Source organism: Streptomyces sp. NPDC006512, from assembly GCF_040611935.1.
GTDB lineage: Bacteria > Actinomycetota > Actinomycetes > Streptomycetales > Streptomycetaceae > Streptomyces.
The window spans coordinates 47,522-73,726 of the sequence record NZ_JBEXPG010000007.1 but is presented as its reverse complement, the minus strand read 5'-3'; the positions used below and the strand labels follow the sequence as shown (position 1 = coordinate 73,726).

General features: G+C 73.2%; 27 protein-coding genes. 14 read left to right on the top strand and 13 right to left on the bottom strand.

Going from position 1 to position 26,205, the window contains the following annotated elements:
- Positions 1–40 precede the first annotated feature (40 nt).
- From ABZZ17_RS07395 to ABZZ17_RS07385, 3 genes are all read left to right on the top strand, one after another.
- A complete protein-coding gene (locus ABZZ17_RS07395; RefSeq protein ID WP_356873003.1) occupies positions 41–703 on the top strand; it encodes a hypothetical protein in 663 nt (220 codons plus the stop codon).
- A 68-nt stretch (positions 704–771) separates the two neighbouring features.
- Positions 772–1,539 carry a DUF2071 domain-containing protein gene (locus ABZZ17_RS07390; protein ID WP_356873001.1) on the top strand — a complete coding sequence of 256 codons (768 nt, stop codon included), beginning with the start codon at positions 772–774 and terminating at the stop codon, positions 1,537–1,539.
- A 195-nt stretch (positions 1,540–1,734) separates the two neighbouring features.
- Entirely contained in the window at positions 1,735–2,070 is a 336-nt protein-coding gene (locus ABZZ17_RS07385) for a hypothetical protein (protein ID WP_356872999.1), read from the top strand.
- 22 nt (positions 2,071–2,092) lie between these two features.
- On the opposite strand, the gene ABZZ17_RS07380 is transcribed toward ABZZ17_RS07385, so the two are convergent.
- The 5 genes from ABZZ17_RS07380 to ABZZ17_RS07360 all read right to left on the bottom strand — a co-directional run bounded on the left by ABZZ17_RS07380 (position 2,093) and on the right by ABZZ17_RS07360 (position 9,843).
- Positions 2,093–3,184 (bottom strand): substrate-binding domain-containing protein, encoded by a 1,092-nt coding sequence (locus tag ABZZ17_RS07380; protein WP_356873253.1) that lies wholly within the window; start codon positions 3,182–3,184, stop codon positions 2,093–2,095.
- Positions 3,185–3,281: 97 nt separating this feature from the next.
- Positions 3,282–4,331 carry an ABC transporter permease gene (locus ABZZ17_RS07375; protein ID WP_356872997.1) on the bottom strand — a complete coding sequence of 350 codons (1,050 nt, stop codon included), beginning with the start codon at positions 4,329–4,331 and terminating at the stop codon, positions 3,282–3,284.
- Complete coding sequence (locus ABZZ17_RS07370) at positions 4,328–5,878, bottom strand: sugar ABC transporter ATP-binding protein (RefSeq protein ID WP_356872995.1); 1,551 nt, start codon at positions 5,876–5,878, stop codon at positions 4,328–4,330. The genes ABZZ17_RS07375 and ABZZ17_RS07370 overlap by 4 nt, the downstream gene beginning before the upstream one ends.
- Positions 5,879–6,004: 126 nt before the next feature.
- A complete protein-coding gene (locus ABZZ17_RS07365; protein WP_356873252.1) occupies positions 6,005–8,746 on the bottom strand; it encodes a SpoIIE family protein phosphatase in 2,742 nt (913 codons plus the stop codon).
- Positions 8,747–8,868: 122 nt separating this feature from the next.
- Positions 8,869–9,843 (bottom strand): cyclase family protein, encoded by a 975-nt coding sequence (locus tag ABZZ17_RS07360; protein WP_356872993.1) that lies wholly within the window; start codon positions 9,841–9,843, stop codon positions 8,869–8,871.
- Positions 9,844–10,077: 234 nt separating this feature from the next.
- Here ABZZ17_RS07360 and ABZZ17_RS07355 point away from each other — a divergent pair, with 234 nt between their 5' ends.
- The 4 genes from ABZZ17_RS07355 (at position 10,078) to ABZZ17_RS07340 (ending at position 13,365) form a co-directional block, all read left to right on the top strand.
- Positions 10,078–10,881, top strand: a complete 804-nt coding sequence (locus tag ABZZ17_RS07355) for a helix-turn-helix transcriptional regulator (protein WP_356872991.1) — start codon at positions 10,078–10,080, stop codon at positions 10,879–10,881.
- A 246-nt stretch (positions 10,882–11,127) separates the two neighbouring features.
- A complete protein-coding gene (locus tag ABZZ17_RS07350; protein ID WP_356872989.1) occupies positions 11,128–11,736 on the top strand; it encodes a GPP34 family phosphoprotein in 609 nt (202 codons plus the stop codon).
- Positions 11,737–11,835: 99 nt separating this feature from the next.
- On the top strand, positions 11,836–12,813 hold the full coding sequence (locus ABZZ17_RS07345) for a hypothetical protein (protein ID WP_356872987.1): 978 nt from the start codon (positions 11,836–11,838) through the stop codon (positions 12,811–12,813).
- Positions 12,814–12,855: 42 nt separating this feature from the next.
- Positions 12,856–13,365, top strand: coding sequence for a DUF2199 domain-containing protein (locus ABZZ17_RS07340; RefSeq protein WP_356872985.1), 510 nt, complete (start codon positions 12,856–12,858; stop codon positions 13,363–13,365).
- A 10-nt stretch (positions 13,366–13,375) separates the two neighbouring features.
- On the opposite strand, the gene ABZZ17_RS07335 is transcribed toward ABZZ17_RS07340, so the two are convergent.
- The 3 genes from ABZZ17_RS07335 to ABZZ17_RS07325 all read right to left on the bottom strand — a co-directional run bounded on the left by ABZZ17_RS07335 (position 13,376) and on the right by ABZZ17_RS07325 (position 15,518).
- A complete protein-coding gene (locus tag ABZZ17_RS07335) occupies positions 13,376–13,612 on the bottom strand; it encodes a hypothetical protein (RefSeq protein WP_356872983.1) in 237 nt (78 codons plus the stop codon).
- Between the two features lie 146 nt (positions 13,613–13,758).
- Entirely contained in the window at positions 13,759–14,901 is a 1,143-nt protein-coding gene (locus tag ABZZ17_RS07330; RefSeq protein ID WP_356872981.1) for a DUF5954 family protein, read from the bottom strand.
- A gap of 131 nt (positions 14,902–15,032) precedes the next feature.
- Positions 15,033–15,518, bottom strand: a complete 486-nt coding sequence (locus tag ABZZ17_RS07325) for a hypothetical protein (RefSeq protein WP_356872979.1) — start codon at positions 15,516–15,518, stop codon at positions 15,033–15,035.
- Between the two features lie 154 nt (positions 15,519–15,672).
- Here ABZZ17_RS07325 and ABZZ17_RS07320 point away from each other — a divergent pair, with 154 nt between their 5' ends.
- Positions 15,673–16,626, top strand: coding sequence for an immunity 49 family protein (locus tag ABZZ17_RS07320; protein WP_356872977.1), 954 nt, complete (start codon positions 15,673–15,675; stop codon positions 16,624–16,626).
- An 80-nt stretch (positions 16,627–16,706) separates the two neighbouring features.
- Here the strand turns inward: ABZZ17_RS07320 and ABZZ17_RS07315 are convergent, their stop codons facing one another.
- On the bottom strand, positions 16,707–17,759 hold the full coding sequence (locus tag ABZZ17_RS07315; RefSeq protein ID WP_356872975.1) for a serine hydrolase domain-containing protein: 1,053 nt from the start codon (positions 17,757–17,759) through the stop codon (positions 16,707–16,709).
- Positions 17,760–17,887: 128 nt separating this feature from the next.
- On the opposite strand from ABZZ17_RS07315, the gene ABZZ17_RS07310 reads away from it, so the two are divergent.
- A complete protein-coding gene (locus ABZZ17_RS07310) occupies positions 17,888–18,829 on the top strand; it encodes an NAD-dependent epimerase/dehydratase family protein (RefSeq protein ID WP_356872973.1) in 942 nt (313 codons plus the stop codon).
- A gap of 151 nt (positions 18,830–18,980) precedes the next feature.
- A complete protein-coding gene (locus ABZZ17_RS07305) occupies positions 18,981–19,502 on the top strand; it encodes a hypothetical protein (protein WP_356872971.1) in 522 nt (173 codons plus the stop codon).
- Between the two features lie 183 nt (positions 19,503–19,685).
- On the opposite strand, the gene ABZZ17_RS07300 is transcribed toward ABZZ17_RS07305, so the two are convergent.
- A complete protein-coding gene (locus ABZZ17_RS07300; RefSeq protein ID WP_356872969.1) occupies positions 19,686–20,003 on the bottom strand; it encodes a hypothetical protein in 318 nt (105 codons plus the stop codon).
- Between the two features lie 257 nt (positions 20,004–20,260).
- On the opposite strand from ABZZ17_RS07300, the gene ABZZ17_RS07295 reads away from it, so the two are divergent.
- Positions 20,261–21,064, top strand: coding sequence for a polysaccharide deacetylase family protein (locus ABZZ17_RS07295; RefSeq protein WP_356872967.1), 804 nt, complete (start codon positions 20,261–20,263; stop codon positions 21,062–21,064).
- Between the two features lie 15 nt (positions 21,065–21,079).
- Here ABZZ17_RS07295 and ABZZ17_RS07290 read toward each other — a convergent pair whose 3' ends face one another.
- Positions 21,080–21,529 (bottom strand): peptidase inhibitor family I36 protein, encoded by a 450-nt coding sequence (locus tag ABZZ17_RS07290; protein WP_356872965.1) that lies wholly within the window; start codon positions 21,527–21,529, stop codon positions 21,080–21,082.
- A gap of 208 nt (positions 21,530–21,737) precedes the next feature.
- On the bottom strand, positions 21,738–23,183 hold the full coding sequence (argG, locus tag ABZZ17_RS07285; protein WP_356872963.1) for an argininosuccinate synthase: 1,446 nt from the start codon (positions 23,181–23,183) through the stop codon (positions 21,738–21,740).
- Positions 23,184–23,477: 294 nt separating this feature from the next.
- Between argG and ABZZ17_RS07280 the strand changes: the two genes are divergently transcribed.
- Positions 23,478–23,852 (top strand): hypothetical protein, encoded by a 375-nt coding sequence (locus ABZZ17_RS07280; RefSeq protein WP_356872961.1) that lies wholly within the window; start codon positions 23,478–23,480, stop codon positions 23,850–23,852.
- 186 nt (positions 23,853–24,038) lie between these two features.
- Positions 24,039–24,395 (top strand): metalloregulator ArsR/SmtB family transcription factor, encoded by a 357-nt coding sequence (locus ABZZ17_RS07275; protein ID WP_356872959.1) that lies wholly within the window; start codon positions 24,039–24,041, stop codon positions 24,393–24,395.
- 58 nt (positions 24,396–24,453) lie between these two features.
- Here the strand turns inward: ABZZ17_RS07275 and ABZZ17_RS07270 are convergent, their stop codons facing one another.
- On the bottom strand, positions 24,454–25,104 hold the full coding sequence (locus ABZZ17_RS07270; RefSeq protein WP_356872957.1) for a maleylpyruvate isomerase family mycothiol-dependent enzyme: 651 nt from the start codon (positions 25,102–25,104) through the stop codon (positions 24,454–24,456).
- Between the two features lie 71 nt (positions 25,105–25,175).
- Between ABZZ17_RS07270 and ABZZ17_RS07265 the strand changes: the two genes are divergently transcribed.
- A complete protein-coding gene (locus ABZZ17_RS07265; protein WP_356872955.1) occupies positions 25,176–26,096 on the top strand; it encodes a LysR substrate-binding domain-containing protein in 921 nt (306 codons plus the stop codon).
- Positions 26,097–26,205: the final 109 nt, after the last annotated feature.

The window sequence follows — 26,205 nt, the reverse complement described above, 5'->3', positions numbered from 1 at the left end:
TGACGTGACCGCAGAGCTCCGATGGGAGAGGAACGCGCCCATGACCACAGGCCGTTGGCTGATCGTCAGCCTGCTGCGCCACCTCGCGACCGCCGCGGTGGGCTGGACGGCCGCGGCCTCCGTGCTGCCCGTCCTGGGGGACGGACCGTCGGCGCGGCAGCTGGGGGAGGGGATGCTGGTGGGTCTCTTGGCGGTTCCCCTGCTCACGCTCGCCACCTTCCTCGTCCTCGTACTGCTGTGTGAACGGCGGTTCGAGCCGCCCACGGGCGGCGCGGCACGGATCCGCGGCGGCTGGCTGGTGCTCCTCCCGCTGGTCCCGCTGCTGCCGCTGGGCCTGATGGCCCCGCTCCAGTACCTGATCGTGCTGTGCGCGCAGGTGGTGTTCGTCATGGCGGTCCTGCCCCGAGCGGACTCCCTCGCCACCGCGGAGGCCGTCCGCTCGGTCGGTGACCCGGACGTCCCCCTGGAGGAGAGGATCAGGGTGGTCCACGAGCTGGCCCGCTTCTCCACCCGCCCGGTGACCGTGGCGTTGGTGGACGCCGCGACGGGGGAGGAGCCGCGCCTCGCCGGAGCGGCCCTGGACGCCCTGTGCCGCGTCTGGCGGCGCGACGGCGTCGTGGGCGAAGACCTGCTCGCGCGGCTGCGGCCCGTGGAGCGGCAACGCGTGCGCGGACTCCCGGTCAAGGTCCGCAGCCCCTGGTGACCGGAGCCTCGCCCAGCCGGCGACCCCTCGGGATTCCCCGGCTCCGGGGCCTCTGCCATCCTGGTGGCGTGCAGACACCTGCCCCCGTCACGCCCGACGCCCCGGCCGCCCTGCGCAGGCCCCTGTTCACCCAGCAGTGGCTCGACCTCACCTTCATCCACTGGGCCGTGGAACCGGACGTCGTCGCGGGGCTCCTGCCGCGGGGGACCGCCCCCGACGTCCACGACGGCGTCAGCCACGTGGGGCTGGTGGCCTTCCGGATGCACGAGGTGGGGCTGCTCCGGCTGCCCGGGATCCCGTACCTCGGATCCTTCCCGGAAACCAACGTACGGCTGTACTCGGTCGACGAACAGGGACGGCGCGGGGTCGTCTTCCGGTCCATGGACGCGGCCCGGCTCCTCCCGGTGCTGGCGGGACGCCTCGGGTTCCGGCTGCCGTACCTGTGGTCGCGGATGGCCGTGCGGACCGAGGGGAACACCGTCGCCTACGCGAGCCGCCGGCGCTGGCCCGGCCCGCGCGGGGCGCACAGCCGGATCGTCGTGCGCACCGGTGAACGCATCGAGGAGCCGACCGCCCTGGAGCACTTCCTCACCGCCCGGTGGGGCATGCACAACGCGTTCCCGGGCGGAGTCGGATACCTGGCGAACGACCACCCGCGCTGGCCCCTGTACCGGGCCGAGCTGATCACCTGTGAGCAGGACCTGCTCGCCGCGGCGGGCCTCCCCGCCCCCGAGGACGCCCCGGTCAGCGTCCTGTACTCACCCGGCGTCCCGGTCCGCCTCGGCCACCCGTCCCGCGCCCCCCACCACCCGGACCCGCTCCGCGCCGCACCGTGACGCGGACCTGCTCCCCGCGGGGCCGGGATGCCCCGATCACCTGGCGCCTGGTCATGTGAGGGTCACGGAACCGGTTCAAGTGGGCCCGGCCGTGCGGGAGACGGTGATCGGCGGGTGCGGCCCGGGTACCTTGCGGGGTGTCACTGGGGGAAGGGCCGGTCCGGTGCGGACCGGCGGGGGAGCGGGGGTCCGCTGATGATGTTCGGTTACTCGGACGAGTGGGCGGCGGTGCTGTGGGGCCTGGGGCTGCTCTGGATGCCGTTCGGGCCGTTCATCATGCTCGGCCTGGGGATCCTCACCGCGCGGGCCCGCCCCGGCCGGTCGCGGACCGTCGCGCGGACGTGCTCCGTCGTCATCCCGGGGATACCGGTCGGGGCGGCCGCGGCGCTGATGTTCGCGACCGGTGACTCCCCTCCGACCCGGGGCGACGTGACCGGGTTCTTCGGGGTGTTCGTCGGCCTGCTGACCGTGCTTCCCTGGCTCCTCTCCTACGGTCTCACCCGGCTGTGGGCCGCGCGGAAGAAGCGCTGAGCCCCCCGGTCTCCGCACCCCGCTACGGGCGCACCTGCTCCCCGCTCCAGATCTTCCGGTACGCCTCGCGGTAGCCCGCCGGGTCCCACGACGTGGCGCCGCCGCTGTTCCCGGCCGTGGCGATGTGGACGGGGGCGACGTAGCCGCTGGTGGGCCGGCCGGCGAAGGCGCGGTTGAAGTCGTCGACGATCTGCCAGCCCTGCTGGGACAGCGGCTCGGGGACGGTGGCGGCCTGGTACTGCCCGCTGTTGATGCGCTGGAACGCGGAGGGATCGCCGTCGCCCGCACCGATGTTGAGCGGCGGGCCGGAGCCCGGCTTGCCCGCCGCGCGCAGGGCGGGGGCCGCGTCCGCGAAGTAGAGGTCGTTGATGGCGACGGAGTGGGTCCACCTGCCCTGGAAGCGGGACAGGAGGGAAGAGACCTCCTGGGGCGTGCGGCTGCTCGCGTCCGGGATGGGGATGTTCTCGTACGCCAGGAGCGCGACGCCCGGGCAGGTCGCGAGCTCTTTCTTGATCAGGTCGGCCTTGTTCCTGGCGAACGGGATGGAGTCGTCGGTGAAGAGGACCGCTCCCGCGTCCCCGCCCGACTGGGCGATGATCCAGTCCGCGCTGATCCTCGCCACGTCCTCCACCTTCGTGGTGATGTTGGTGAGGAGACCGGCGTCCTCGCTCGGGCCGGGGGTGCCCACCGCGTGCCAGCCGATGAGCGGGATGCCCGCCGCCCGGGCCCGCGCCACCTGCTGGGAGGTCAGCTTGGGATCGAAGCCGCCGATGACGATGCCCGAGGGCTTGAGCGTGACGGCCTGGCTGAGCGCGGCCTGGATGCCCGCCGGGGTGCCGTCCCCGTCGATCACCCTCGCCTTCCAGCCGATGGCCTTCGCGGCCTCCTCGAACCCCTTCGCGACGCCCGCGACCCCGGGGTTGGTCATGGTCTGCGCGACGTAGACGAGGGTCTTGTCCGGAACGGCGGCCGGGCCGCTGGTGGGGCCGCTCCAGGCGGCGTCGGTGTTCTCGGCCTGCCGGACGGCCGCCTGCGCCCGCGCGAGGGTGGCGGGGCAGCCGGCTCCCGACGGCTCGCCGCCCGCCGACGGGCCGTCCCCGCCGCAGCCGGCCACGAGGACGGCTGCCGCCGTCAGCAGGGCTGCGGTCACGACGCTGGTCTTGGGGTTCGGGTACACGGTGCTCCTGACGCGGGTGCGCGTACGAAAGGGGTCAGGGACGGCGGTTCTCCGCCGATCCGGCGGGTGACGGGCGGGGCGCGGCGGCCGTGGTGCGCAGCCGGCGGCGGGCGGAGTAACCGGCCAGGCCCACGGCGATGAGCAGGGTCGCGCCGTTGAACAGCGGCGTCGCCCAGAACTGGGCGCCGAGCTGGCCGATCCCCGCGAGGCCGATGGCGAGGACGGCCACGGCGACGAGGGTGCCGAGGGCGTTGGCCCGGCCCGGTTTGATCGTCGTCGACCCGAGCAGGGCGCCGACGAACGCGGGCAGGAGGTAGTCCAGCCCGACACTCGGGTTGCCGGTCTGCTGCTGGGCGGCGAGCAGCACCCCGGCGAAGCCGACGACCAGGCCCGATCCGGCGAAGGCGTACACGCAGTACCGGTGGGTGGGGATGCCGACCATGTCCGCGGCGCGCGGGTTGGAGCCGATGACGTACAGGTACCGGCCGGCCGGCAGCCGGTCCAGCACCAGCCACAGGACGCCCGCGACGGCCAGGACGTAGAACGCGGGCAGCGGCAGCCCGAGGAACCGGGAGTCGTAGAGGGCGGTGAACGGGGCGGGCAGGCCGTCCGGGCCGGGGACGATCCGCGCCCCGTCGGTGATCCAGCCGGTGAAGGCGTACATGATGCTGCCGGTGCCCAGGGTGGCGATGAACGAGTTGATCCGCCCGAATTCGACGATGACCCCGTTGAGGGCGCCGGCCACCGCCCCTCCGCACACCACCACCCCGCAGGCGAGGGGCCAGGGCCAGCCCCCGTTGACGACCAGCTGCATCACCAGGACGTGGGCGAGGCCGAGACCGTAGCCGATGGACAGGTCGAACTTGCCCGTGGCGATGGGGATCGTCGCGCCGAGCGCGAGGAGCGCGGGGATCGACTGGTTCGAGAGGATCGAGGCGACGTTGTCCCGGGTGGGGAAGGTGCCCGGCAGGGCCAGGGAGAACACCGCGAAGAGCAGCACGGCGAGGGCCAGGAGGCCGTATCCGCCGATGAGGTGCCCGCGAAGGCGCGCCCGCACGGATCTGAGCGAGGGGAAGGTGGTCATCGGCTCGTCGCAGCTCCGGTGATGGGGGGCATGGCGGAGGCGGTCCGGGTGAGTTCGGCGACGGTGAGGGCCGTACCCGTCAGCTCGGCGCGCACGGTTCCGCGGACGAAGACCAGGGCGCGGTGGCACACGCCCGCGACCTCTTCGAAATCGGTGGAGATGAGCAGCACCGCGAGGCCGTCGGCCAGTGCGTCGTCGAGCAGGCGGTAGAGGGTGGCCTTGGCGCCGACGTCCACGCTCGCGGTCGGCTCTTCGAGGACGAGCACGCGCAGACCGCCCCGGAGCCACCGGCCGACCATGACCTTCTGCTGGTTGCCGCCGGAGAGCGCGGCGATCGGCACCTCGCTGTCGCGGGGTTGCACCGAGAACCGGTCGATCAGGGCGGTGGCCTCGGCGCGCTCGCGCCGCGGGCCGAGCCAGTGGAGGGCCGGGGCGCCGGCCGCCCGCGGGTTGGCGAGGAAGTTCTCCCGTACGGTCAGTTCGGCGGCGCAGCCCTCTTCCTGACGGTTGCCCGCGACGAAGCCGACGCCGGAGGCGAGCGCGGCCGCGACCGTGGCGGGGCGGTAGGGACGGCCGTCGAGCAGGGCCCGCCCGCCGAGGACCGGGCGGGCGCCGGCCAGGGCGCGGCCCAGGTCCGTGTGGCCGGCGCCGGTCAGGCCCACCATGCCGAGGATCTCGCCGGACCGCAGCTCCAGGTCGACCCCGTCGGCGTACCGGGTCGTCAGCCCGTGGAGGCGCAGGAGCGGCGGGCCGGGGGCGGGCCGGGTGGCGGGCCGGTGCGGGGGCGTGGCCCGGCCCACGATGGCGTGCACCAGCCGGGCGTGGCTGTGGCCGGCCAGTGCGCCCCGGTCGACCAGGCGCCCGTCCCGCAGGACGGCGAACGCGTCGGCGACCTCGTACACCTCGTCGAGCCGGTGGCTGACGTAGAGGATGCCGTGTCCCCGGTCGCGCAGGGCGTGCAGGACGCCGAACAGCCGGGCGCACTCCGCGGCGGGGAGGGTGGCGGTCGGTTCGTCGAGGACGATCAGCTCGGCCCGGGCCGCCAGCGCGCGGGCGATGGCGACCAGCGACCGCTCGGCGGGGGCGAGGTCGGCGATGCGGGCGTCGGCGTCGAGGTGACCGGCGACGAGCCCCAGCGCGTACGCGCAGCGCTCGCGGGTGCGCCGCCAGGAGATCAGGCCGTAGCGGCGCGGGTAGCCGGTGCCCAGGGCGATGTTCTCGGCCACCGTCATCCATTCGACGAGGCCGAGGTCCTGGTGGATGAAGGACATGCTCCGGGTCGCGGCGTGCGACCCGAGGGGGTGGCCGGCCACGGTCACCTCGCCCTCGTCGGCGTGATGGACTCCGGCGAGGACCTTGATGAGGGTGGACTTCCCGGCTCCGTTGGGGCCGAGCAGGGCGAGGACGCTGCCCCGGCGGACGTCGAGGTCGACGGAGCCCAGGGCGACCGTGCCGCCGAACCGCTTGCCGAGCCCGCGGATCCGGACGAGGGGCTCGCCGCCGGAGGGGGAGCGCGGGGTGATCGAGGTGTCGGGAGCGTCACGCACAGACTTCTCCGGGGGTCGGCCTCCGAGTTCTTCCCGACTGCATGCGGGATTCTACGGGGAACCCGCAGGGCATTCCCGGCATATCGCCTCGTTTTGGCAGGCGGGTCATGTCGCTCGTGACGGCGGTCATCCCGCGTCCAGGGCGCACTCCGCCCAGATGACCTTGCCGGAGGGGGTGTAGCGGGTCCCCCAGGCCTGGGCGAGCTGGGCGACGAGGAACAGCCCGCGGCCGCCCTCGTCGGTGATGGCCGCGTGGCGCATCCGGGGGGCGCTGCTGCTGCCGTCGTGGACCTCGCAGATCAGGGTGCGGTCGCGGATCAGGCGGACCCGGATGGGGGCACGGCCGTAGCGGACGGCGTTCGTGACGAGCTCGCTCAGGAGCAGTTCGACGGCGAAGGCGGACTCCTCCATGCCCCATTCGCCCAGCCGGTCCGTGGCGGCGGCACGGACGCGGGAGACGAGGGCCGGGTCGGCGGACAGGTCCCAGGAGGCGATCCGGTCGCCGGGCAGGGCGTGGGTGCGGGCGACGAGCAGGGCGATGTCGTCGCCGGGGTGTTCGGGAGCCATGGCGTCGATGACGGCCCGGCAGGTGTCCTCGGGGCTGCGGTCCGGGTGGGCCAGTACCCGCATCAGGTCGTCGAGGGCCGCGTCGATGTCGCGGTGCCGGCCGTCCACCAGGCCGTCGGTGTAGAGGACCAGCCGGCTGTCCTCCGGGAGGTGGATCTCGACCGATTCGAACGGCAGACCGCCGAGGCCGAGCGGGGGACCGGCCGGCACGTCGACGAGCGACACCGTGCCGTCGGGGCGGACCAGCGCGGGCGGCGGGTGCCCGGCACGGGCCAGCGTGCACTGCTGCGAGGTCGGATCGTAGACCGCGTACAGGAAGGTGGCGCCGACGATGCCGGTGCTGGTCTCGCCGGGATGGTCACCGCCCTCCTCGCGGTCGAGACGCACCATCAGGTTGTCCAGGTGCGTGAGGAGCTCGTCGGGCGCGAGTTCCAGTTCGGCGAAGTTGCGCGCCGCCGTCCGCAGCCGGCCCATGGTGGCCGCGGCGTGCAGTCCGTGGCCGACGACGTCGCCGACGAGGAGGGCCACGCGGGTGCCGGAGAGGGGGATGACGTCGAACCAGTCGCCGCCCACTCCGGACTCGGCGGGCAGGTAGCGGTGGGCGACCTCGACGGCGCTCTGTTCGGGCAGCCCGCGCGGGAGCAGACTGCGCTGCAGCGCGAGCGCCAGGGTGTGTTCGCGGGTGTAGCGGCGGGCGTTGTCGATGCACAGGGCGGCGCGGGCGGCGAGCTCCTGGGCCAGCGAGCGGTCGTCGTCACCGAAGGGCGCCGGGTCCTGCGAACGGTAGAAGCTGGCGATGCCGAGGAGGACGCCACGGGCGAGCAGCGGCACCGTGATGAGGGAGTGGACGTTGTGCGCGAGGAGCCGCTCGGCGTGCTCGGGATCCTGGGCGATCCAGCCGAAGGCCGCCTTCAGGTCCGGCTCCAGCACCGGCTGGCCGGTCGCCAGGCAGCGCATGTGCGGGGTGGTCGGGCGGAGGGCGACCTGCTCGCCCACCGGGTAGAAGGGGCAGTCGGCACGGATGCCGTGGACCACCGTGCGGTGCATCTCGGTGGTGGGGCGGGCGGACTCCTCGCCCCGCAGCACGGCTTCGGGCAGGTCGATGGTGACGAAGTCGGCCAGGCGCGGGACCGCCGTCTCGGCGAGTTCCCAGGCGGTGCGGCTCACGTCCAGGGTGGTACCGATGCGGTTGCTGGCCTCGGCCAGCAGTTCCAGACGGCGCCGTGCGGCGACGGCGTACTTGCCCACTTCCGGCTCGCCGACCAGTACGAGCCCCCTGACGGGGCCCGCGGCGGAGTCCTCGGTGCCGGCCGCCCCGGGGGCCGCCTCGCGCACGACCCGGAGGTGCGGCGCGGGGGGCGGGACGCCGGGGGCCGGGGCGTGCCGGTCCGTGTCCTCGGGGAGGAGCGCTTCGATGACGAGGCCCTCGACGCCGGAGGCGCTCGTCACCGGACGGCTCACGAGGGTGATCAGCCGGCCGCGGGACAGCGGCACCCCGAGGGCGGCCAGCTGGGCCGAGGACATCAGCTCGGTCGCCTTCTCCTTGAGGACCAGCTGGTCGGCCTGGTCCAGATCGCTCTGGAGCAGCTCGGCCATCGCCAGCGGATGCCCGTCCAGGCCGCCCGCACCGGCTCCGACGTGGTCTCCGGCGTCGAAGTACGCCTGCAACAGGCCGCGCTCGCGCGCCGAGCTCTGCTCCATCAGCCGTCGCTCGACGGCTTCGGCCGCCCTGCGCACCAGCGGGACCAGCGCCGGGTCGGCGTCGGTGTAGGGGTAGCCGAGGCACAGCACGCCCTCGATGCGCCCGCTGAGCTGATCGCGTACGGGTATCGCGGTGCAGGCGCTCGACTGGGACCGCTCCGCGAAGTGCTCGGCACCGTAGACCTGGACGAGGCGCCGCTCCGCGAGGGTGAGGCCGATGCCGTTCGTCCCCGCGACCCGCTCGGAGAAGACGAACCCGGGAACGGTCTGGATCGGGGCGAGGTGCCGGAGCAAGGACTTGTCCCCGAAACGGCGTTCGAGCACCGTGCCGTGGCCGTCGGCGAGGCAGATGTTCATCTGGCTCCCCGCGAAGATCGACTCCAGCCGGTCGAGGACCGGCCCCGCGGCGCGGACGAGCGGGCCGTCCCGGTCGAAGTCCTCGGTGAAGGGGAGCTCGGACTGGTCCGGCGACAGCCCCAGCAGCCGGCAGCGCTGCCACGAGCTCAGGATCGGACTGCGCACGCCGTCCTCGACCGCCTCGCCCTGAAGGAACCGGTCACGGGAATGAGCGGGGCCGATGCGGTCCCCGGCGACCCCCATCTGCACCACTCCCCTCACCGGAGCACGCTCGATCACCGGATTTGAGTATATTCCTCATGTTCTGGGGTGTGCGGGAGTCGCCTGCTCGGTGGCCATCCGGTGGCCCGTCCGTGGTCAGGGCGTCACAGGACGGCGACCGGAGCGACGGGCGAGCCCGTCCCGCCGGGGACGTTCAGCGGCGACACGACGAGCATGAACGCGTAGCGGCCCGCCCCGGCACAGGCCTCGGACAGCGCTTCGAGGTCGAGGTTGTCCAGCAGCGGCACCCCCATCGCCGCGATCGCGAGCGTGTGGACGGGGGAGTGCACACCCTCGACCGGCGACGGCCGTACGTCGCTGTCCCCGTCCGCGCCGAGCAGGGCCACGGCCCGCTCGGCCAGCAGCGGCACGGCGTCCACGTGCCAGCCCGCGCTCGCGGCGTCGCTGTCCCACGGGCCCGTCTCCCGGCTCCTGCGGAACCGGCCGGAGCGCAACAGCACCGCGTCCCCGTCCCCGATCGTCACCCCCAGCGCCCTCTCCGCGGCGAGGACGTCCCGCCCGTGCACCGCGTGCCCCGGCTCCAGCCAGTCGACCCCGAGGGCGGCGGGCAGATCGAGGAGCACGCCCCTGGTCACGAGGGGCCCGAGGGCCGCCACCGAGCCGAACCGGGCGCCCCCGGCACCGACGGCCTCGCGCGCCACCCGGCCGTCGTACAGTTGCCCCCGGTAGGCGATGTGTGACAGGGCGTCGAGGTGGCTCACGCCCTTGCCGTGGTAGTCCGCGCCCAGGAAGTCCTTGTACGTGGTCGGCTCGGGGGCCTCCACGTCACCGAGATCGGCCATGTAGTGCAGCGGGGGTTTCGGGTTGTCCGGCCCGGGCCGGGTGTCCCAGGGCCGGCCCAGGGGGACGACCGTCCCCGACCGGACCAGGGCGGCCGCCCCGGTCACGTGGGCCGCCGTCACCCCGTTCCAGGCGCCCCGGTCGGCAGCCGCCCAGCGGCCCCACGTACGCACCGAGGCGAAGAGCGCGTCGAACTCCGCGCGGGAGACGCAGGCGCCGGACCCGGGACCGGGACCGGCCGGCGGGGGCGCGGGGACACCATCGGGGTGGCTGCTCATGTGTGGTCAGCGCTCCAAGGCTCGTACGGACGTCGCCGGGGCAGGCCGCCGGGTGCCCACGCACCCGCAGCCCCCGCTCAGCATTCCCGCCCGCGCCCAGCACGCCGACGACGGCGCGCGGAGACCGCCGATTCCGCCCCGCGCAGGGGTTCGCCGCACCCCGGCCCCGGACGTCCCTCCCGGACGCCGCCGCGCCCCGGCGGACCCTCCCGGCCACGGCACTAGCCTGACGGGGTGACCAGCAACGATCTCGGGGACTTTCTGCGCGCGCACCGCGCCCGGCTGCGGCCCGACGACGTGGGCCTCGCCTCCTACGGCCGCCGCCGCGTGGCGGGACTGCGGCGGGACGAAGTCGCCGTCCTGGCCGGCATGAACGGCGACTACTACGCCCGTCTCGAACAGGGGCGCGAGCGCGGCCCGTCCCCGCAGGTCCTCGACGCGATCAGTCGCGCCCTGAGGATGGACGACGCGGCCCGGACCCACCTGCACCGGCTGGCGGCCGTACTCCCCGACGGCCGCCGCACGCGGCCGGACGAAATGGCGAGCGCGGAGCTCCGCCACCTGCTCGACGGCTACCCGCACACCCCGGCGTTCGTCCTGAACCCGGCGACCGACCTCCTCGCCTCCAACGCCGTGGCGGACGCGCTGTTCTCCCCGTTCGAAACGGCGGACAACCTGGCCCGCATGACCTTCCTCGACGTGACCGCGCGTACGTTCTTCGCCCGCTGGGACCGCGCAGCCGAGGCGGTGGTGGCCGGCCTGCGCGAGGCCACGGGCCTCGACCCGCACTACCCGCGCCTGCGCGAGGTCGTGTCCTCCCTCACCGCGGCGAGCGGGGAATTCGCGGCGCTCTGGTCCTCGCACACGGTCTACGGGAAGACCCGGGACGCCAAGGAAATCCACCACCCCGACGTCGGACCGCTGGACCTGAGCTACCAGTCCTTCGACGTCCGCGGAGCGCCCGGGCAGCAGCTCGTGATCTACCACGCCGCACCCGGAAGCCCCAGCGCCCGGGCGCTGTCCCTGCTCGCCGCGTAACCGGTGGTGCGCGGCCGGCTCCGCGAGGTGACGTCCGTCCCGTCCGGGTCGATCAGGGGCCCGGCCACCGGCGCCGTCGTGCGGCGACACCCGGGGAGACGTCCGCCGGCCGTCATGCCGGAGCCGCATTCCCTGCGCGTCGATCGCGCGATGGGTAGCCTGCCCCTTGTCGGACCGTGCCGGACCAGCCACTCACGTACGCGTTCACCAGCGGACGCGGCACAAGTATTGGACGTGGAACCCTTCATGACCACACCGCGGGACTTGTTGATCGTCGCCATGGACACCGTGTCCGATCGCCCGGCGGAGCAGGGGGACCTGTCGCTCGCGCTCGCCGGCGCCGAGGCGATCGACCTCCTCGGAGCCCGAACCGTCACCCTGGACGGCGACCTGATCGTGCCGGGTCACCAACCGGCACCCGCCGACCGGCTTCTGGAGGAGGCCGCCGCCTCGCTCCTGCGGGAGGCGCCCTACGAATCGGTCACCGACTGGCTGTGGAGGCGCGGCCGCGGCCTGTCCCTGGCCTATCAGGCCGAGCTGGAGGCCGAAGGGCTGCTCGTGCGGCAACGCCGCCGGGGGCTCACCCTCCGGGCCGGTCAGACGGTGCTCGTCGACTCGCCCGCCCGCCGCAGGGCCGCCGACCGCTGGGCGTCGGACGACCCCGTACTCGCCGCCCTCACCGAAGCCGTCGGCGTGCGGGGGCAACGGACCGCAGACTCACCGGACGTGACCGATGACGCGGTGGCGACCGTACTGGCCGCCGTCCACCACGCGGTGGTGGAACTCGCGGCCGAACGGCAACGACGCTCCGTCGACGAGGCGGCCTTCGACAACATCTGGCGCGGCGGCGTGTGACCGCTCCGCGGCGGCCGGCCACGATCGGCTCGTGCGGTCACGGCACTGTGCCCCCCCCCCCGGGACCGGGAACGACCGTGCCGTTCTACGGTGTTCCCCGTGACAGCCCTGAACACGAGCGTCGACGCGCTCCTCGCCGACGTGCCCGACCTGGTCCCCTACGCCCGCAAGGCCACCCTGCTCCGCCCGAAGGCGGGCCGGCCCGCACCCGCCGACAGCCACGTCGGCGGACCGCTGCTGTGGCCCGCCGACGAGGCCTGGCCCGTGTGCGAGGGACCGCACCAGGTCGAAGTACGCGAGAAGCTCTCCGACGAGGACCGGGAAACCTGGCAGCGCATCGACCGCGCCATGCGGGACCGGCGCGCCGGCAGGCCGAACGCCGCGTACGAACTCACCCACGAGGAAGCCGACGTCCAGGCCCGCATCATGGACGGCGCCGGCGCGCTCGACCTGAAGAGGTGGGAGCGGATCCGCCGGGTACCGGTCGCCGCCGTGCCCGGAGTACCGCTGGTCGCGGTCCTGCAACTGCGCGCGCAGGACGTGCCGACGATCGAATGGCCGGCGGGTACGGACCTGCTCCAGGTCCTGTGGTGCCCGAGGGAGCACTCCGGCCTGCCGGGCCAGTCGTACTACTGGGGGCCCGCCGTCCAACTGCGCCACCGCGCGGCGGACTCCGTCACCACCCGCGCGGAACCCCCGCAGCCGGTCGACGCGGTCGACTCGTACCTGCCCCGGCCCTGCGTCCTCGATCCGGTCGGGGTGACCGACCTCCCCGACGGTGACGAGATCCCGGAGGAACTCCTCGCCCGGGCCGAGGCCTGGGCGGAGAGCCGGGGCACCGAGTACCACCGCGGCGAACTCTCCTGCCGGGAGGGATGGAAGGCGGGAGGCTGGCCGAGCTGGCACCTGACGGACCTCGTCCCCCTCGACTGCCCGGCCTGCGGCGCACGGACCCGGCTGCTCCTCACGATGGACAGCGGCGACGACCCGGACCTGAGGGTCGGCCGCTTCGGCGAACTCCGCGTCTTCACCTGCCCCGCGGACCCCTCCCACCCGATCCGCCTGAACATCCAGTAGCCGGGCAGACAGGACTTCGACGGCACTCCCTAGGATCGTGTCATGGCCAACGACCTCGGTTTCTCCTGTTCACGCTGCGGCGACCACCACGCGGAACTGCCCACGAGCTACTCGACCATGGCCCCCGACGCATGGGAACCGGCCTTCGAGAGCGACCCGGGGAGCATGCTGTCGTCCGACCAGTGCGTCATCAAGGGCCGGCACTTCTTCGTCAGAGGGCTGATCGAGATACCCGTGATCGGCGGCGGCGACGTGTTCACCTGGGGCGTCTGGGTCTCCCTGAGCAAGGACAACTTCAGCCGGGCGCTCGAACTGTGGAACACGCCGGGCCGTGAAGCCGAGCAGCCGTACTTCGGGTGGCTGAGCACCGAGCTCGCGCTCTACACCCGACCGACCACCAACCTGAAGACGACCGCCCACACCCGGCCGGTCGGCCGGCGCCCCTCGATCGAACTGGAACCCACCGATCACCCGCTCGCCGTCGAACAGCGCACCGGCATCACGTGGGAACGCATGCGGGACATCGCCATGGCCGTGCTGCATCCGGCCTGACGGCACCCGGCTACATGGCGGCGCGCAGCATGCCCGCCGTCCTGGCCATGGCCGCTCTCGTCGCCTCGTCGGTGGCGGTCCGTGCGGCTTCCTCCAGCAGGAGGGTCGCCGCCTGGAGGAGCCCGACGTGCACGGGTACGGTTTCCAGTCCCGTGAGCGCGGCCATGGCCTGATCGGTGGCGCTCTGCGGGATGAGGGTGCTGACGCCGCGTCCTACGCTGCGCTGGGACTGCGTTGGTGTGCTCACCCGGTGATTCTCGCGCTTCCGGAGCCCGAACCGGGCCCGATCGTGAGTGGTTTCACCGGCTCGGCCCGATCGGTGCCCGAGGTGCCCGGTCACCGGTCCGCCCGGATCGCGTACGACCCGGGCGGGCCGCCTCTTGTCAGGCCGGATCAGGCCGGATCAGGCCGGGTCGGGTCATCGGAGAGGACGTTGCCGTCCTCGTCGAGCGCGAGGTGGATGCGGGTGGGGTCCTGGCTGTTGACGTCGGAAGGACGCGGGCCCTCGGGCCCGTCGGGGCCCCAGCGCAGCAGACGGCGGGTGCGGACGATCTGGTACACGGTGTCCTGGAATTCCAGCTGGTTCACGCGCCCGGCCCGGAGCGCGTCGGCGGCACCGGCGTACGCGGCCAGCTTCGCGGCCCGCACGTCGGCGGCGGCCCTGCTCGAGGCCGCACCGTCCGCCGCACCGCCGGTACCGCCGCCCGCCGTCCACGTACGGGCGTCGACGTGGGGATCGGACCCGTGGGAGATGAGGCCGCGCATGCGCGGCCACATCCAGGTCAGGGCGAAGTCCAGGGACTTGCGGGCGTCGTGCGCGGTCGCGTGCGGGCCGCTGACCGGGCTCCAGCCGCTCGCGGTCCGCTCCACGACCGTGAACGTCGCCGGCAGCAGCAGCACGTCGGGATGCGTGTCCAGGGCCCGCCGCGCGTCGGCGCGCACGTCCGCGGGGAACCGTTCCCCGGTGTAGCACAGATCGCGCAGCACCAGCTGCTCCAGCGCCTGGGCGGGGGTGACCGGTGCGTCCGGGTCGACGAGCAGGCCGTCGTCGATCCCCGGACCCCTGGAGGCACGCTCCCAGTCCGGAACGGGCGGCTCGGGATCCGTCGGGCGGGGCTGTTCGATGCCGCCCGGGCCCGCGCCCGCGTACTCCTCGGCACGGACGATCCGGTACCTGGTCCCGGCGACGTCGAGATCGTCCACCCGCTCGGTCTCCAGCCGGGCCACGGCTGCCAGCAACGCCCGCCGCTCCGACCTGTCCCGCGCATGGTCCTTCGCACGGAACCACAGCATCGAGTTCAGCCCGTCACGCGCCTGCTGCGGGCAGCCGGACGTCACCTCGACCACCACCCGCCACCGCGGCCCGTCCTCGGCACGCTGCTCCGCGACACCGAACAGGGGCCCGCGCACGACCAGATCGCCCGCACGGGCCGCGGCGTCGACCGCGTCGGCCTCCATCGCCGCCTCCACCGGTTCCACCGGCACCCGCACCCGCATCGGCCGTGATCCGCCCGGCCCCGCATTCCCATGGTCCATGCATCCCATCCTGTCGGCCACGGACGCGCCCCCGCTCCGGATTCGCCGATTCCGGCGGGCCTCCGCGCCCGCGTGCGACACATTCCGAACACCGGCGCGATCGCTCGAACGCACTCCCGGGCGGGATGCCGTCAGGAGTCCTCCGCCGGGCGGCCTTCGCCCGCCATGAAGCGCCAGACCAGGGCGTGACCGAGGACGATCAGGCAGATGAGCATGATGGCCTCGGCCTGGATGGGGCGCAGGCCCGTGTGGCGGCCGAGTTCGGGAAAGGCCCCGACGACGGCGATGAGGGCGTAGAGCACGGTGGCGCCCGCCTGCTGCCAGACGAGGAAGCGGTTGCCGCTTCCCCGGGACAGCAGGCGGAGCGTGCACGCGCAGCCGATCAGGGCGAGGACGATGAACGCGCCCCGCCAGATCTGCGGCTGCTCGGTACCGCCGACCTGGGCGAAGAGCCCCATCAGGGCGGGCAGCAGGAACGACAGGTAGATCCCGCCGACGACGCGCCGCAGGTCGGGGTCGCGCATCCACTCGTGGTGGCTCTGGACGACGTTCCACCACAGCCCGACGAGGGTGAAGCAGGTGGCGGAGAACAGGGCGTAGAAGGTGCTGACATCCATGGGTGCCGAGGGTGGCAGCTGAAGGGCTTCCGGTGAGCCGTACACGCCCGGAAGGTGCCCACGCCCCGCCGGTACGGGCTAGGCCGTCTCTTCGTGTCCGAGCCCGCTGATAGCGTGCCGTTCCGGCCGAAACGATCACGAGAGGGCGGCCAGAGTGCGGGAAGTGACGGCACACGAGATCAGCGGAGGGCGGATGGAGGAGGCGCTCGACGACATCCGTCGGCGGACCCGGCGGCGTTGGCAGCGGATGCGGTACGACGACCCGTCGCCGGAGAGGCTGGCGGAGATGTGCGACGAGCTCCTCGACCACGTCGCCGCCCGCACCCTGAAGGAACCCGAGCTCGACGAGACGACCCGCTCGGCCCTGCGGACCGCGGCCGAATGCGTTCACGGGGTGCTGAGCATCGGCTGCTTCCCCGAAGGCGACCAGGAGGTCTCCTTCCCGCTCATCGGCGAGACGCTCAGCAGCGAGGACACCTCCTTCGCGAAAGCCGTCACGCAGGCCCCCACCGCCCGAACGTGGCTCGACACGTTCGAGACCGCCGTGGTCAGCGGCCTGGTGTGGGACTGGCAGCAGGTCGTCGGCCTGATGCTGCTGAACGACTACGCGCCGGCGGTCCGCGAGGGGATGCCGTACTCGCCGCTGGATTCCACGTCGGACCCGGCGGACCTCGCCGCGATGGACGCGCTGTGCGGCTACCTGACCCCGTCGACCGGGCACCAGCCCCGGCACTGGCCGACCGTGACCCTGCGCAAGCCGGACGCCGACGAACGGGCCGGAGCGGCCCGTCGCCTGGACGCGGCCGGCGCGCTGACCCCGGACCAGCGCCTCCTGCGCGTCCTCCTCGACGACGACCGGCACGCCTTCGAGGACGCCCTCGCGGCCCGGCTCGTCACCCACCGCGAGAGCGTCGGAGACGACCCCGCCCCGAGGACCCTGCTGCCCCTCGGCCCCCTCGCCCTGGCCGCCCTCTCGGTCCAGGCGCACGGCTGGGAGCCGGGCATCCGCTCGGGCTATCTGCCGCACGGCATCCTGGGCTCCCCGGAGGCGCTGCGGCGCGCGGCGGATGCGGGCGGGAACGACCTGGGAGCCTGGGGCGCCAAGTAGCCGCGCCTGCGCCGCTGTTCCGCCCAGCTGTTCCGCCCAGCCGTTACGCCTCGAACGGGACCGCGGGGCCGTGTTCCGGGTCAGTTCGGCGTGCCGGCGCGTTCCGTCTGCAGGGTGCGCAGGAGGTCGAAGGCGGGCCGGTCCACGGGCCGTTGGGTGTTGGCGAGCGCGACGACGGCGCAGCGCGTCTCCGGGTCGAAGGCCACGAAGGAGGAGAAGCCCCCGGTGCCCCCGTTGTGCCAGATCTGGAGGTGGGCGCCCTGCCGGGGGTGCAGCCGGTGGGCCGTCCAGCCCAGGTGCACCTGCGCGAAGGGGCTCGTACGGTGCGGGTCGGCATGGCTCACCCGGATCGCCTCGGTCAACTCGACCGGGCCGCCATCGAGTTGGGCTCGGGCGAAGGCTGCCATGTCGGCGGCGGTCGACCACAGACCGCCCGCCCCGGCCAGGTCCGCCAGGTGCCACGGCCGCGCCGGGCGCCCACGCCGGCCGTGCCCCCGGGCCGACCGGTCCGCGCGTGCGCCGTCCACCGCCACGAGGGTGTCGGCCATGCCCAGGGGGGCGCACACCTCCCGGGTGACCAGGCTCTCGTAGTCCGTACCCGCCCGGCGGGCGAGGGCCAGCCCGAGCAGGCCGGCACCGAGGTTGGAGTAGCGGAACCGCTGCCCGGGAGCGGCGCCCAGACGGGTGCGGGCCAGCCCGGCCAGGAGTACGTCGGCCGTGCAGTCGGCGTACGGATCCGGCTTCGAGGGGCGGAGCAGCGCCTGGAGCAACATGCCGCGGGGCAGGCGGGGCAGGCCGGAGGTGTGGGTGGCCAGGTGCCGCAGGGAGATCTGCCGGCCGCCCCGCGACGGCACGGCCACCCCGTCGGGCAGGAGATCGCGCAGCGGCTCGTCCAGCTCGACCTCGCCGCGTAGGGCCATGCGTGCCAGGGTCAGGGCCGTGAGCGACTTGGTCACCGAACCGATCTCGAACAGGGTGTCCGGACCGGGCGAGCGGCCGTGGTCGCCGCCGGTGCCGCCAGCACCCCTGATCTCCGTACGGTCCCCGGCCAGGGCGGCCACGACCGCCCCGACGCGGTGTTCGGCCAGCCGGTCGGCGGTCTGCTGGGCGAGGGTGCCTAGTTCTTGAGCCATGACCGAAATCATGACGGCGCCGACCGGCCAACCCGTGCGCCCAGATGATGATTTCGGGCGGGGCGCGCTGCGACCTGAGCGGTACGGCGGGCCCCACCGGGGACGGTTGCTCGCGCTAGTGTTCGTGGGTGAGCTTCTACGTCGTCATGGGATTCGGGGCCGCCGGAGCGGCCACTGCCCGACTGCTCCTGGAGCAGGGGCATTCGGTGCGCGTCGTCACGAGAACGGGCCGCCCCCCGGAGCCCGGCATCGAGCACGTCGCCTTCGAAGCGGCGGACAGCGCTCGGCTGACCGAGGCCGTGCGGGGGGCCGTGGCCCTCTTCAACTGTGCGGCTCCGCCGTACCACCGCTGGGTGGCGGAGCTGCCGGCGCTCGCGTCGTCGGCCTGTGCGGCGGCGGAGGCGACCGGGGCGGTCCTGGTGGTGCTGGGCAACCTCTACGGCTACGGCCCGGTGGACGTCCCGATGACGGAGGCGCTGCCGCTCGCGGCGAGCGGCCCCAAGGGGGCGGTGCGCGCGGCCGCCTGGGAGGAAGCGCGGAAGCTCCACGAACAGGGCCGCATCCGCGCCGTCGAGGTACGGGCCTCGGACTTCTTCGGCCCCGGCGTCACCGACGGCGGCCACCTCGCCGCACGCGTCCTGCCGCCCCTGCTGCGCGGCAAGCCCGTCTCCACGCTCGGGGACCCCGACGCCCCGCACAGCTGGACCTACCTCCCCGACGTGGCGCGGGCCCTGGCCGAAGTGGCCGGCCAGGAGAGCGCCTGGGGCCGGGCCTGGCACGTCCCCACCGAACCCGCCCGGTCCGTACGGCAGATGACCGACCGCCTCGCCGCCGAAGCGGGCACCGCACCGGTCGCGGTGCGCACGGTCCCCGCTCCCGTACTCGCCCTCGGCTCCCTCTTCTCCCCGCTGCTGCGCGAACTGAAGGAGATCCGCTACCAGTTCACCCGCCCCTTCGTCGTCGACGCGAGCGCCTACGAAGCCGGGTTCACCGTCCGCGCCACCCCGCTCGACCAGCAGGTCAAGGCCACCGTGGACTGGTGGCGGGAGCGACTGAACATCACCGGGTGAACGCCGTGCGTAACGGCAAGGCCCCCACGGCCCAAGGTGTCTCTTTGGTAACTTTTGATTTATTTTGCGGTTTTACCAATCCCTTGCCCGGATTGCTACGAATCATTGGTACCACTGCCTTGTGGAATACACGCACGAGTAGGTGAGTTCCGTGAGAGCTTCCATCCGGATCCGGCACCTCGCCGCCGGTGTCGCCGCGACGGGTCTGCTCGCCGGAGGCGCCGCCTTCGGCGCCGCGGGCAGCGCGTCGGCCGCTCCCGCCGCGACGTCGGCGACGGTGAGCTCGCCGGTCGCCGACGACCGAGACCGGCAGGACCGCGGGGACGGCCAGCGGGACAGGCATCAAAACAGGTATCAGGACAGGCAGCAGGACGGGCAGGACAGGCGCTATCGCTCCGACAGGCAGGACAAGCACGACCGGCGTGATCGGGACGACAAGCGGGACCGCCACGACCGCTGCAACTGGGTGAAGGGCCACTCGGGCAAGACGTGGGTGAAGGGCCACTACGAGAAGAAGTGGCACTCCGGGAAGTGGCACCCCGGCTACTACGACCACCACGGCCGCTGGCACCCCGGCTGGAAGAGCCCGGGAGGCTGGGAGAAACACTGGGTGCCGGGCCACTACAAGACGTACTGGGTGCAGGGGCACTGGAACTGCCACAGCAAGTGGTGAACGGACAAGAGACCTGCTGCGGGGGCCGGAACACGTGGCGAGCCCCCGCCGCCGGCTCCCGGAACGGTGTGGCGGCAACCGCTCACTCGGGTACAAGACCCGACGGTAACCAGCCCGCGAGTAGACCCGCAGCACCGTTCTGGGCCTCCGGCCGGGGAAACCGGCCGGCCCCCGTTCCCGGCCCTACTCGGTCGCGATGCCCGTGATGACGGGATCGCCCAGCCGGGCCCCGTCAGCGTCCAGCCCGGCGCGCCCCAGCGCCGCCGTGGCCAGGTCGCGCGCCTTCCCCTCGGCCGCACGCGTGTCCGGCGCCTCGACCTCCAGGTGCAGGGCGAAGGCGGGCGAGTCCGGGTAGAGCTTCAGGATGTGCAGGTCCTCCTCCATGCCGACGTCCGTGGTGCGGGGGTCGGCCGGACGGAGGGCGCGGAGCAGCTCGGAGCGGGCGTCCGGCGTGAGCTCGGTCAACAGGGTCCCGGGAACGGTGACGACGTAGAGGGTCATGCGGGACCGGATGCCCACCGCCGCGCAAAGAATGCCCCCGCAGACCGCCCGGCCCCACGGACGGCGCCCAGAAGTGACCCGACTGGCCGCCCCGGGAGGGCGCCCGGCCCACCGGCCGCGGCGCGCCGACCGTGGTGATTGTCACGTCCCCGACGGACAAATGGGGACGTTCGGACGATGGGGGAGCGGCGCTCGCCCCCTAGCCTGGACTGGCAACGCGAGTCCAGGGGGGCCGAGCGCAAGGGAAGAACGCATCCATGGGCACCACCACCTCCGGAAGCCGCCGTCGGGCCGGTATCACCGTGACGGCAGCCGTCCTGGGCCTGCTGGCCGCGGCCGGCGCACCGGCACTCGCCGACGGCAGCGGCACCCCGGGCAAGGCTCCCGCCGCGCCCGGCTCCGGTCCCGTACCGGCGCAGCCGCACGCGCCGCAGGCGGCGCCCGCGAAGATGCCGGCCGGGATATCCCGGGTCGCCCAGGGCGCGGGCCACGACATCGCGATCACCATCGACGACGGCCCCGACCCCCGCTGGACCCCGCAGGTGCTGGAGGTGCTCAAGGAGAACGACGTCAAGGCCACCTTCTGCATGATCGGCACCAAGGCCCAGGCGCACCCCGACCTGGTCCGTCAGGTCGCCGCCGCCGGGCACCGGCTGTGCGACCACTCCGTCGACCACGACGTCACGATGGACCACAAGCCCGTCGCCTACCAGAGCGCGCAGATCCTCGACGGCAAGAAGATGATCGAGAAGGCGGCCCCCGGGGTCTCCGTCGACTACTACCGGGCGCCGGGCGGCGCCTTCACCCCGGAGAGCCGGGCGATCGCGGCCGCGAACGGCATGCGGCCCCTGGGCTGGAGCGTCGACCCCCAGGACTGGAGCCGTCCCGGCCTCGACGCCATCGTCTCGGCCGTGGAGAAGGCCCTGCCCAACCAGCCCACCGTGCTCTTCCACGACGGGGGCGGAGACCGCAGCGAGACCGTCGCCGCCCTGAAGCAGTACCTCCCCTGGCTCTCCGCCCGGGGCTACAGCTTCACCTTCCCGGTCAGTACCGCGCCCTGACCGCGGCCCGCCGGGTCAGGACGGCCGGCACGAGTGGAACCGGTTGGAGCGGACGCCGTCGAACGATGCCGGGAGCCGGGAAACGCCCTGGTCGGGACGGACGGTCAAGCTCTTCCCCCGGTAGCCGGCGCCGCTGTACACGGTGACGCACCTCTTGGTGCTGTTCCACACCGACGCGCCACCGTTGAACCCGACGTACGCGGTCGTCTCCGGGTACCGGGCCATGTCCTGCGACACGAGGCTCACCACCCCGGTGTAGCCGGGATCCGTCCAGCCGCACACCCAGCCGGCGCTGCAGCGCTCGGACGGGGCGGAGAGGCTGCCGGTACCGGCACCGGCCGTGGGTGCGACGAGGAGGCTCAGCGCGAGCCACGCCGCCGCGAGGGCGCCGGTCGCACCCGTCCGCGCACCGGAGCGCCGGCGACGGCCGGGACGGCCGGCGACGGCTTCGTCGGGCAGGGTCACGGGGATCACCGTCGCTCTCCGGCGTACGCCGGACCCGTGGGGATCGCGGCCGGGCGGGGCTTCCATCGCACCTCGCACCGGCCTTGATCGCACCCCGAACACGTTCCGGTCCCCGCGCGGAGCGCGATCGCTGAAGGGGGACGGGGACAGGGCCCGCCCGGCGCCGTGAGCGCCGGGCGGGCCCTGTCGGGGTGCGTCGTGCGTCCGGTCAGTCCGTACCGGACTCCATCGCGGCGCGGTCCAGCACTTCCTCGTCGGCCGAGACCTCGCCGCGCGAGGCGATCGCCTCGGCGCCGCCCTCCTGGAGGCTGCCGATCAGCCCGGTCGCGGCGGCCTGGGCGGCGCCGATCGCGGGGTTCTCGGAGCCGATCAGGCCGAGCACGGCGTACTGCTCCAGCTTGGCCCGCGAATCGGCGATGTCGAGGTTGCGCATCGTGAGCTGGCCGATCCGGTCCACCGGGCCGAACGCCGAGTCCTCGGTGCGCTCCATGGACAGCTTGTCCGGGTGGTAGCTGAACGCGGGGCCCGTGGTGTCGAGGATCGAGTAGTCCTCGCCGCGCCGCAGCCGCAGCGTGACCTCGCCGGTCACGGCCGCGCCGACCCAGCGCTGCAGCGACTCGCGCACCATGAGCGCCTGCGGGTCCAGCCAGCGGCCCTCGTACATCAGGCGGCCGAGGCGCCGGCCCTCGTTGTAGTACTGGGCGAGGGTGTCCTCGTTGTGGATCGCGTTGACGAGACGCTCGTACGCGGCGTGCAGGAGGGCCATGCCGGGCGCCTCGTAGATGCCGCGGCTCTTGGCCTCGATGATCCGGTTCTCGATCTGGTCCGACATGCCCATGCCGTGCCGGCCGCCGATGGCGTTCGCTTCCATCACCAGGTCGACGGGGGAGCCGAACGACTTGCCGTTGATCGTCACGGGGCGGCCCTGGCTGAAGCCGATCGTCACGTCCTCGGTGTCGATGTCGACCGACGGGTCCCAGAACCGCACGCCCATGATCGGCTCGACGGTCTCCACGCCGGTGTCCAGGTGCTCGAGGGTCTTGGCCTCGTGCGTGGCGCCCCAGATGTTCGCGTCCGTGGAGTACGCCTTCTCCGCGCTGTCACGGTAGGGCAGGTCGTGGGCGAGCAGCCACTCCGACATCTCCTTGCGGCCGCCGAGCTCGGTCACGAAGTCCGCGTCGAGCCAGGGCTTGTAGATGCGCAGGTGCGGGTTGGCGAGGAGGCCGTAGCGGTAGAACCGCTCGATGTCGTTGCCCTTGAAGGTCGAGCCGTCGCCCCAGATCTGCACGTCGTCCTCGAGCATCGCCCGGACGAGGAGCGTGCCCGTGACGGCGCGGCCGAGCGGCGTGGTGTTGAAGTACGAACGCCCGCCCGAGCGGATGTGGAACGCCCCGCACGTCAGCGCGGCCAGGCCTTCTTCCACCAGGGCCGCCCGGCAGTCGACCAGGCGCGCGACCTCGGCGCCGTAGGTCTTCGCACGGCCGGGCACCGAGGCGATGTCGGGCTCGTCGTACTGGCCGATGTCGGCGGTGTAGGTGCACGGGATGGCGCCCTTGTCGCGCATCCAAGCGACCGCGACGGAGGTGTCGAGGCCGCCGGAGAAGGCGATGCCGACGCGCTCGCCGGCGGGAAGGGAGGTGAGAACCTTAGACATGGGAAGAGTATGCGCCCTCATGCATGGTCATGCAAAACCAAATCTCGGAAAACCTGTGCCGACCGTTGTCGAAGGCGCTGTCGGAAGGGCCGGCGGCCGGGCCCGGGCGGGCCCGGGCGCCGGCCGTCAGCTCCCTCAGAACCCCGGGATCAGGGGGCGGCCCGTACCGGCACCCGCCGGCCGACACCGGCAGGGGACGGTTTCCGCCATGTTCGTCATTCTCCGCACGCCGCCGGGTGCGCTCAGTAGCGTGATCTCCCGGAATCGAAACCGCATGTGAGGGAGCTGGAGCCCATGGCGAATGTGGAAGTGTCCTTGAAGGAGACGATGACCTCGATCGAGGGCGCGTTGGGGGCGGCTCTGGTGGACTACACCAGCGGCATGGCGCTCGGAACCCTGGGCGGCGGCAAGGACCTCGACCTGATGGTCGCCGCCGCGGGCAACACGGACGTGATCCGGGCGAAGGTGCGCACGCTGGAGATGCTGGGCCTGCAGGACGAGATCGAGGACCTGCTGATCACGCTGGGCAGCCAGTACCACCTGCTGCGGCTGCTCAAGGGGCGGGGAAGCAACGGACTGTTCCTCTACGTCGTGCTGGACAAGGGGAACTCCAACCTGGCCATGGCCCGGCACCAGCTGAAGCGCATCGAATCCGCCCTGGAGCTCTAGCGGCAGCCTTCCCGGGCCCACGCATGCCGTCAAGTTGAAGGGTTCTTCAACTCGACACATCTGAAACCGGTCAACCTCAGACATGCGTGGGCCCGTGGAACGGGAAGATGAGTTCCGACAGGTGTCCGATCGGAACCCCGGAACGGCGAGCACCGTTCCCCGCACACGACAGGAGCATGCGTGGGAATGCAGGTACCCCTGTACCAGGCGAAGGCCGAGTTCTTCCGCATGCTCGGACACCCCGTCCGCATCCGCGTGCTGGAGCTGCTGCAGAACGGCCCCGTCCCCGTGCGGGAACTCCTCGCGGAGATCGACGTCGAGGCCTCGAACCTCTCCCAGCAGCTGGCCGTCCTGCGCCGTTCGGGCATCGTCATCTCCATACGGGACGGCGCCACCGTCAGCTACGCCCTGGCGGGCGGTGACGTGGCCGACCTGTTGCGCGCGGCCCGCCGCATCCTGACCGAGCTCCTCGCCGGCCAGAGCGAACTCCTGGAAGAACTCCGGCAAGTGGAACCCAGCCCCGGCCGCACGGGCAGGACCTGAGCGGGCAGGAGCTGACCGGGGAGGTGCGGACCGCGCGCCGGTGCGCTTGACGGTGGTGTCACGCTCGGGTGAAGCGACCGCTCGGTTCGCCCCGGAGCCGGCCCGCCGGCAGCCTGCGGCCGAAGGCGACCAACAGGAGGTCCTGGGCAGCGCCGTACACGGGGGAGCCGTCGCCGTACGACCAGTCCAGGTCGTCGGCGCACAGTCGCACTCCCGCGAGGTCGACCCCGAAGAACTTCAGGCCGCGGGGACGGATCTCGCCGAGCAGGATCCGCAGCCGGTCCTCGGGGACGCGCCGGTCGAGGCCGAGGGCGACCGAGACGTCCAGTCCGTGCACGACGTCGTGCCCGAGTGCGGCGGCGAGCCCGCCGACGGGCGGTTTCCACGGGTGGTGCGCGTTCTCCCGGAGGAACGCCGAGAGCCGGGCGGTGGAGTGGGCGGCCGCGTCCCGGCGGGCGACCCGGTCGGTCATGCGGTGCAGACTGCCCTTCGCCCTGAGCAGTTCGCCGATCGTCGCCGGAAGGGACAGCCGGAAGCCCATCGACATGTGCGCCGCGACCTCACGCACCCGCCATCCCGTGCAGAGGCTCGGTTCGTTCCACTGCTCGGCCCGCAAGCCGTCGAACAGGTCGGCCAGCTCCTCGCGTTCGGCCGCGATCGCGGCGCCGATGCCGGCCCCGCTCCTCTTGCGGTTCGTCGTGTTCTCCATGTCCGCAAGCGTGCGGGGTCCCCCTCCACAACTCCAATAGCAGCCGGTGCTGCGACCTAGCATTGCCGGTTATGGAACTTCGGCAGCTCCACTACTTCGTCACCGTCGTCGAAGACGGTGGCTTCACGCGCGCCGCGGCGCGACTGCACCTGTCCCAGCCGGGACTGAGCGCGCAGATCCGCCGGCTGGAAAGGGAGTTGGGCCAGCCCCTGCTGGACCGGTCCGGCCGGGCGGTCACACCGACCGAGGTGGGCCGGGCCGTGCTGCCGTACGCGCGAGCCGCACTGGCAGCCGTGGACGCGGTGCGGCAGACGGTGGACGAGTACACCGGGCTGCTGCGCGGCCGGGTCACGCTCGGGCTGGTCTCCGGTGCCACCGGCCACGCCTTCGACGTGGCCTCGTTCCTGGCGGACTTCCACGACGCCCACCCCGCGGTGGAGATATCGCTCGTCGAGGACACCTCGGAGCGGATGCAGGCCGCCCTCATGGCGGGCGAGCTCGACCTCGCCCTCCTCGGGCCGACCGAGGAGACACCGCCACCCGGAGTCTCCTACCGCACGGTGATCGACGAGCCGCTGGCCGTCGCCGTCGCCCCCGCCAGCCGGCTCCTCGCCCGGGCCAGCCGCACCGGCGTCCCGCTGGCCGAGCTGCGGGACCAGCCCCTGATCAGCCTGCCGCGCGGCACGGGAGTCCGCGCGGTGCTCGAACGGGCCTGTGCGCAGGCCGGATTCCGGCCGCAGGTGGCCTTCGAGGCGGCGGCGCCCCACGTACTCGCCCAGCTCGCCGCGCGGGGCCTGGGCGTCGCGGTGCTGCCGGCCGGCGACGGGCTGCCGGCCCCCGGAGGGGGCCTGCGGACGCTGCCGATCGTGGAACCCGAACTGCGCTGCCGGGTCGTCCTCGCCTGCCGGGCCGCCGGCCCGGCGAGCCCCGCGGCCCGCGTCCTCCTCGGCCTCCTGCGCGAGGCCCTGCCGAAGGCCCCCGGGAGGCCGTGACCGCCTGGCCGCGCCGCCTGCCCGGCCCCCTTGCACGGGGGAGCGGTCCGGTGCGTGACCGGGGGCATCGAGGGGCCGGCCGGCCGCCTGGCGCCCGCGCCGGGGCCGC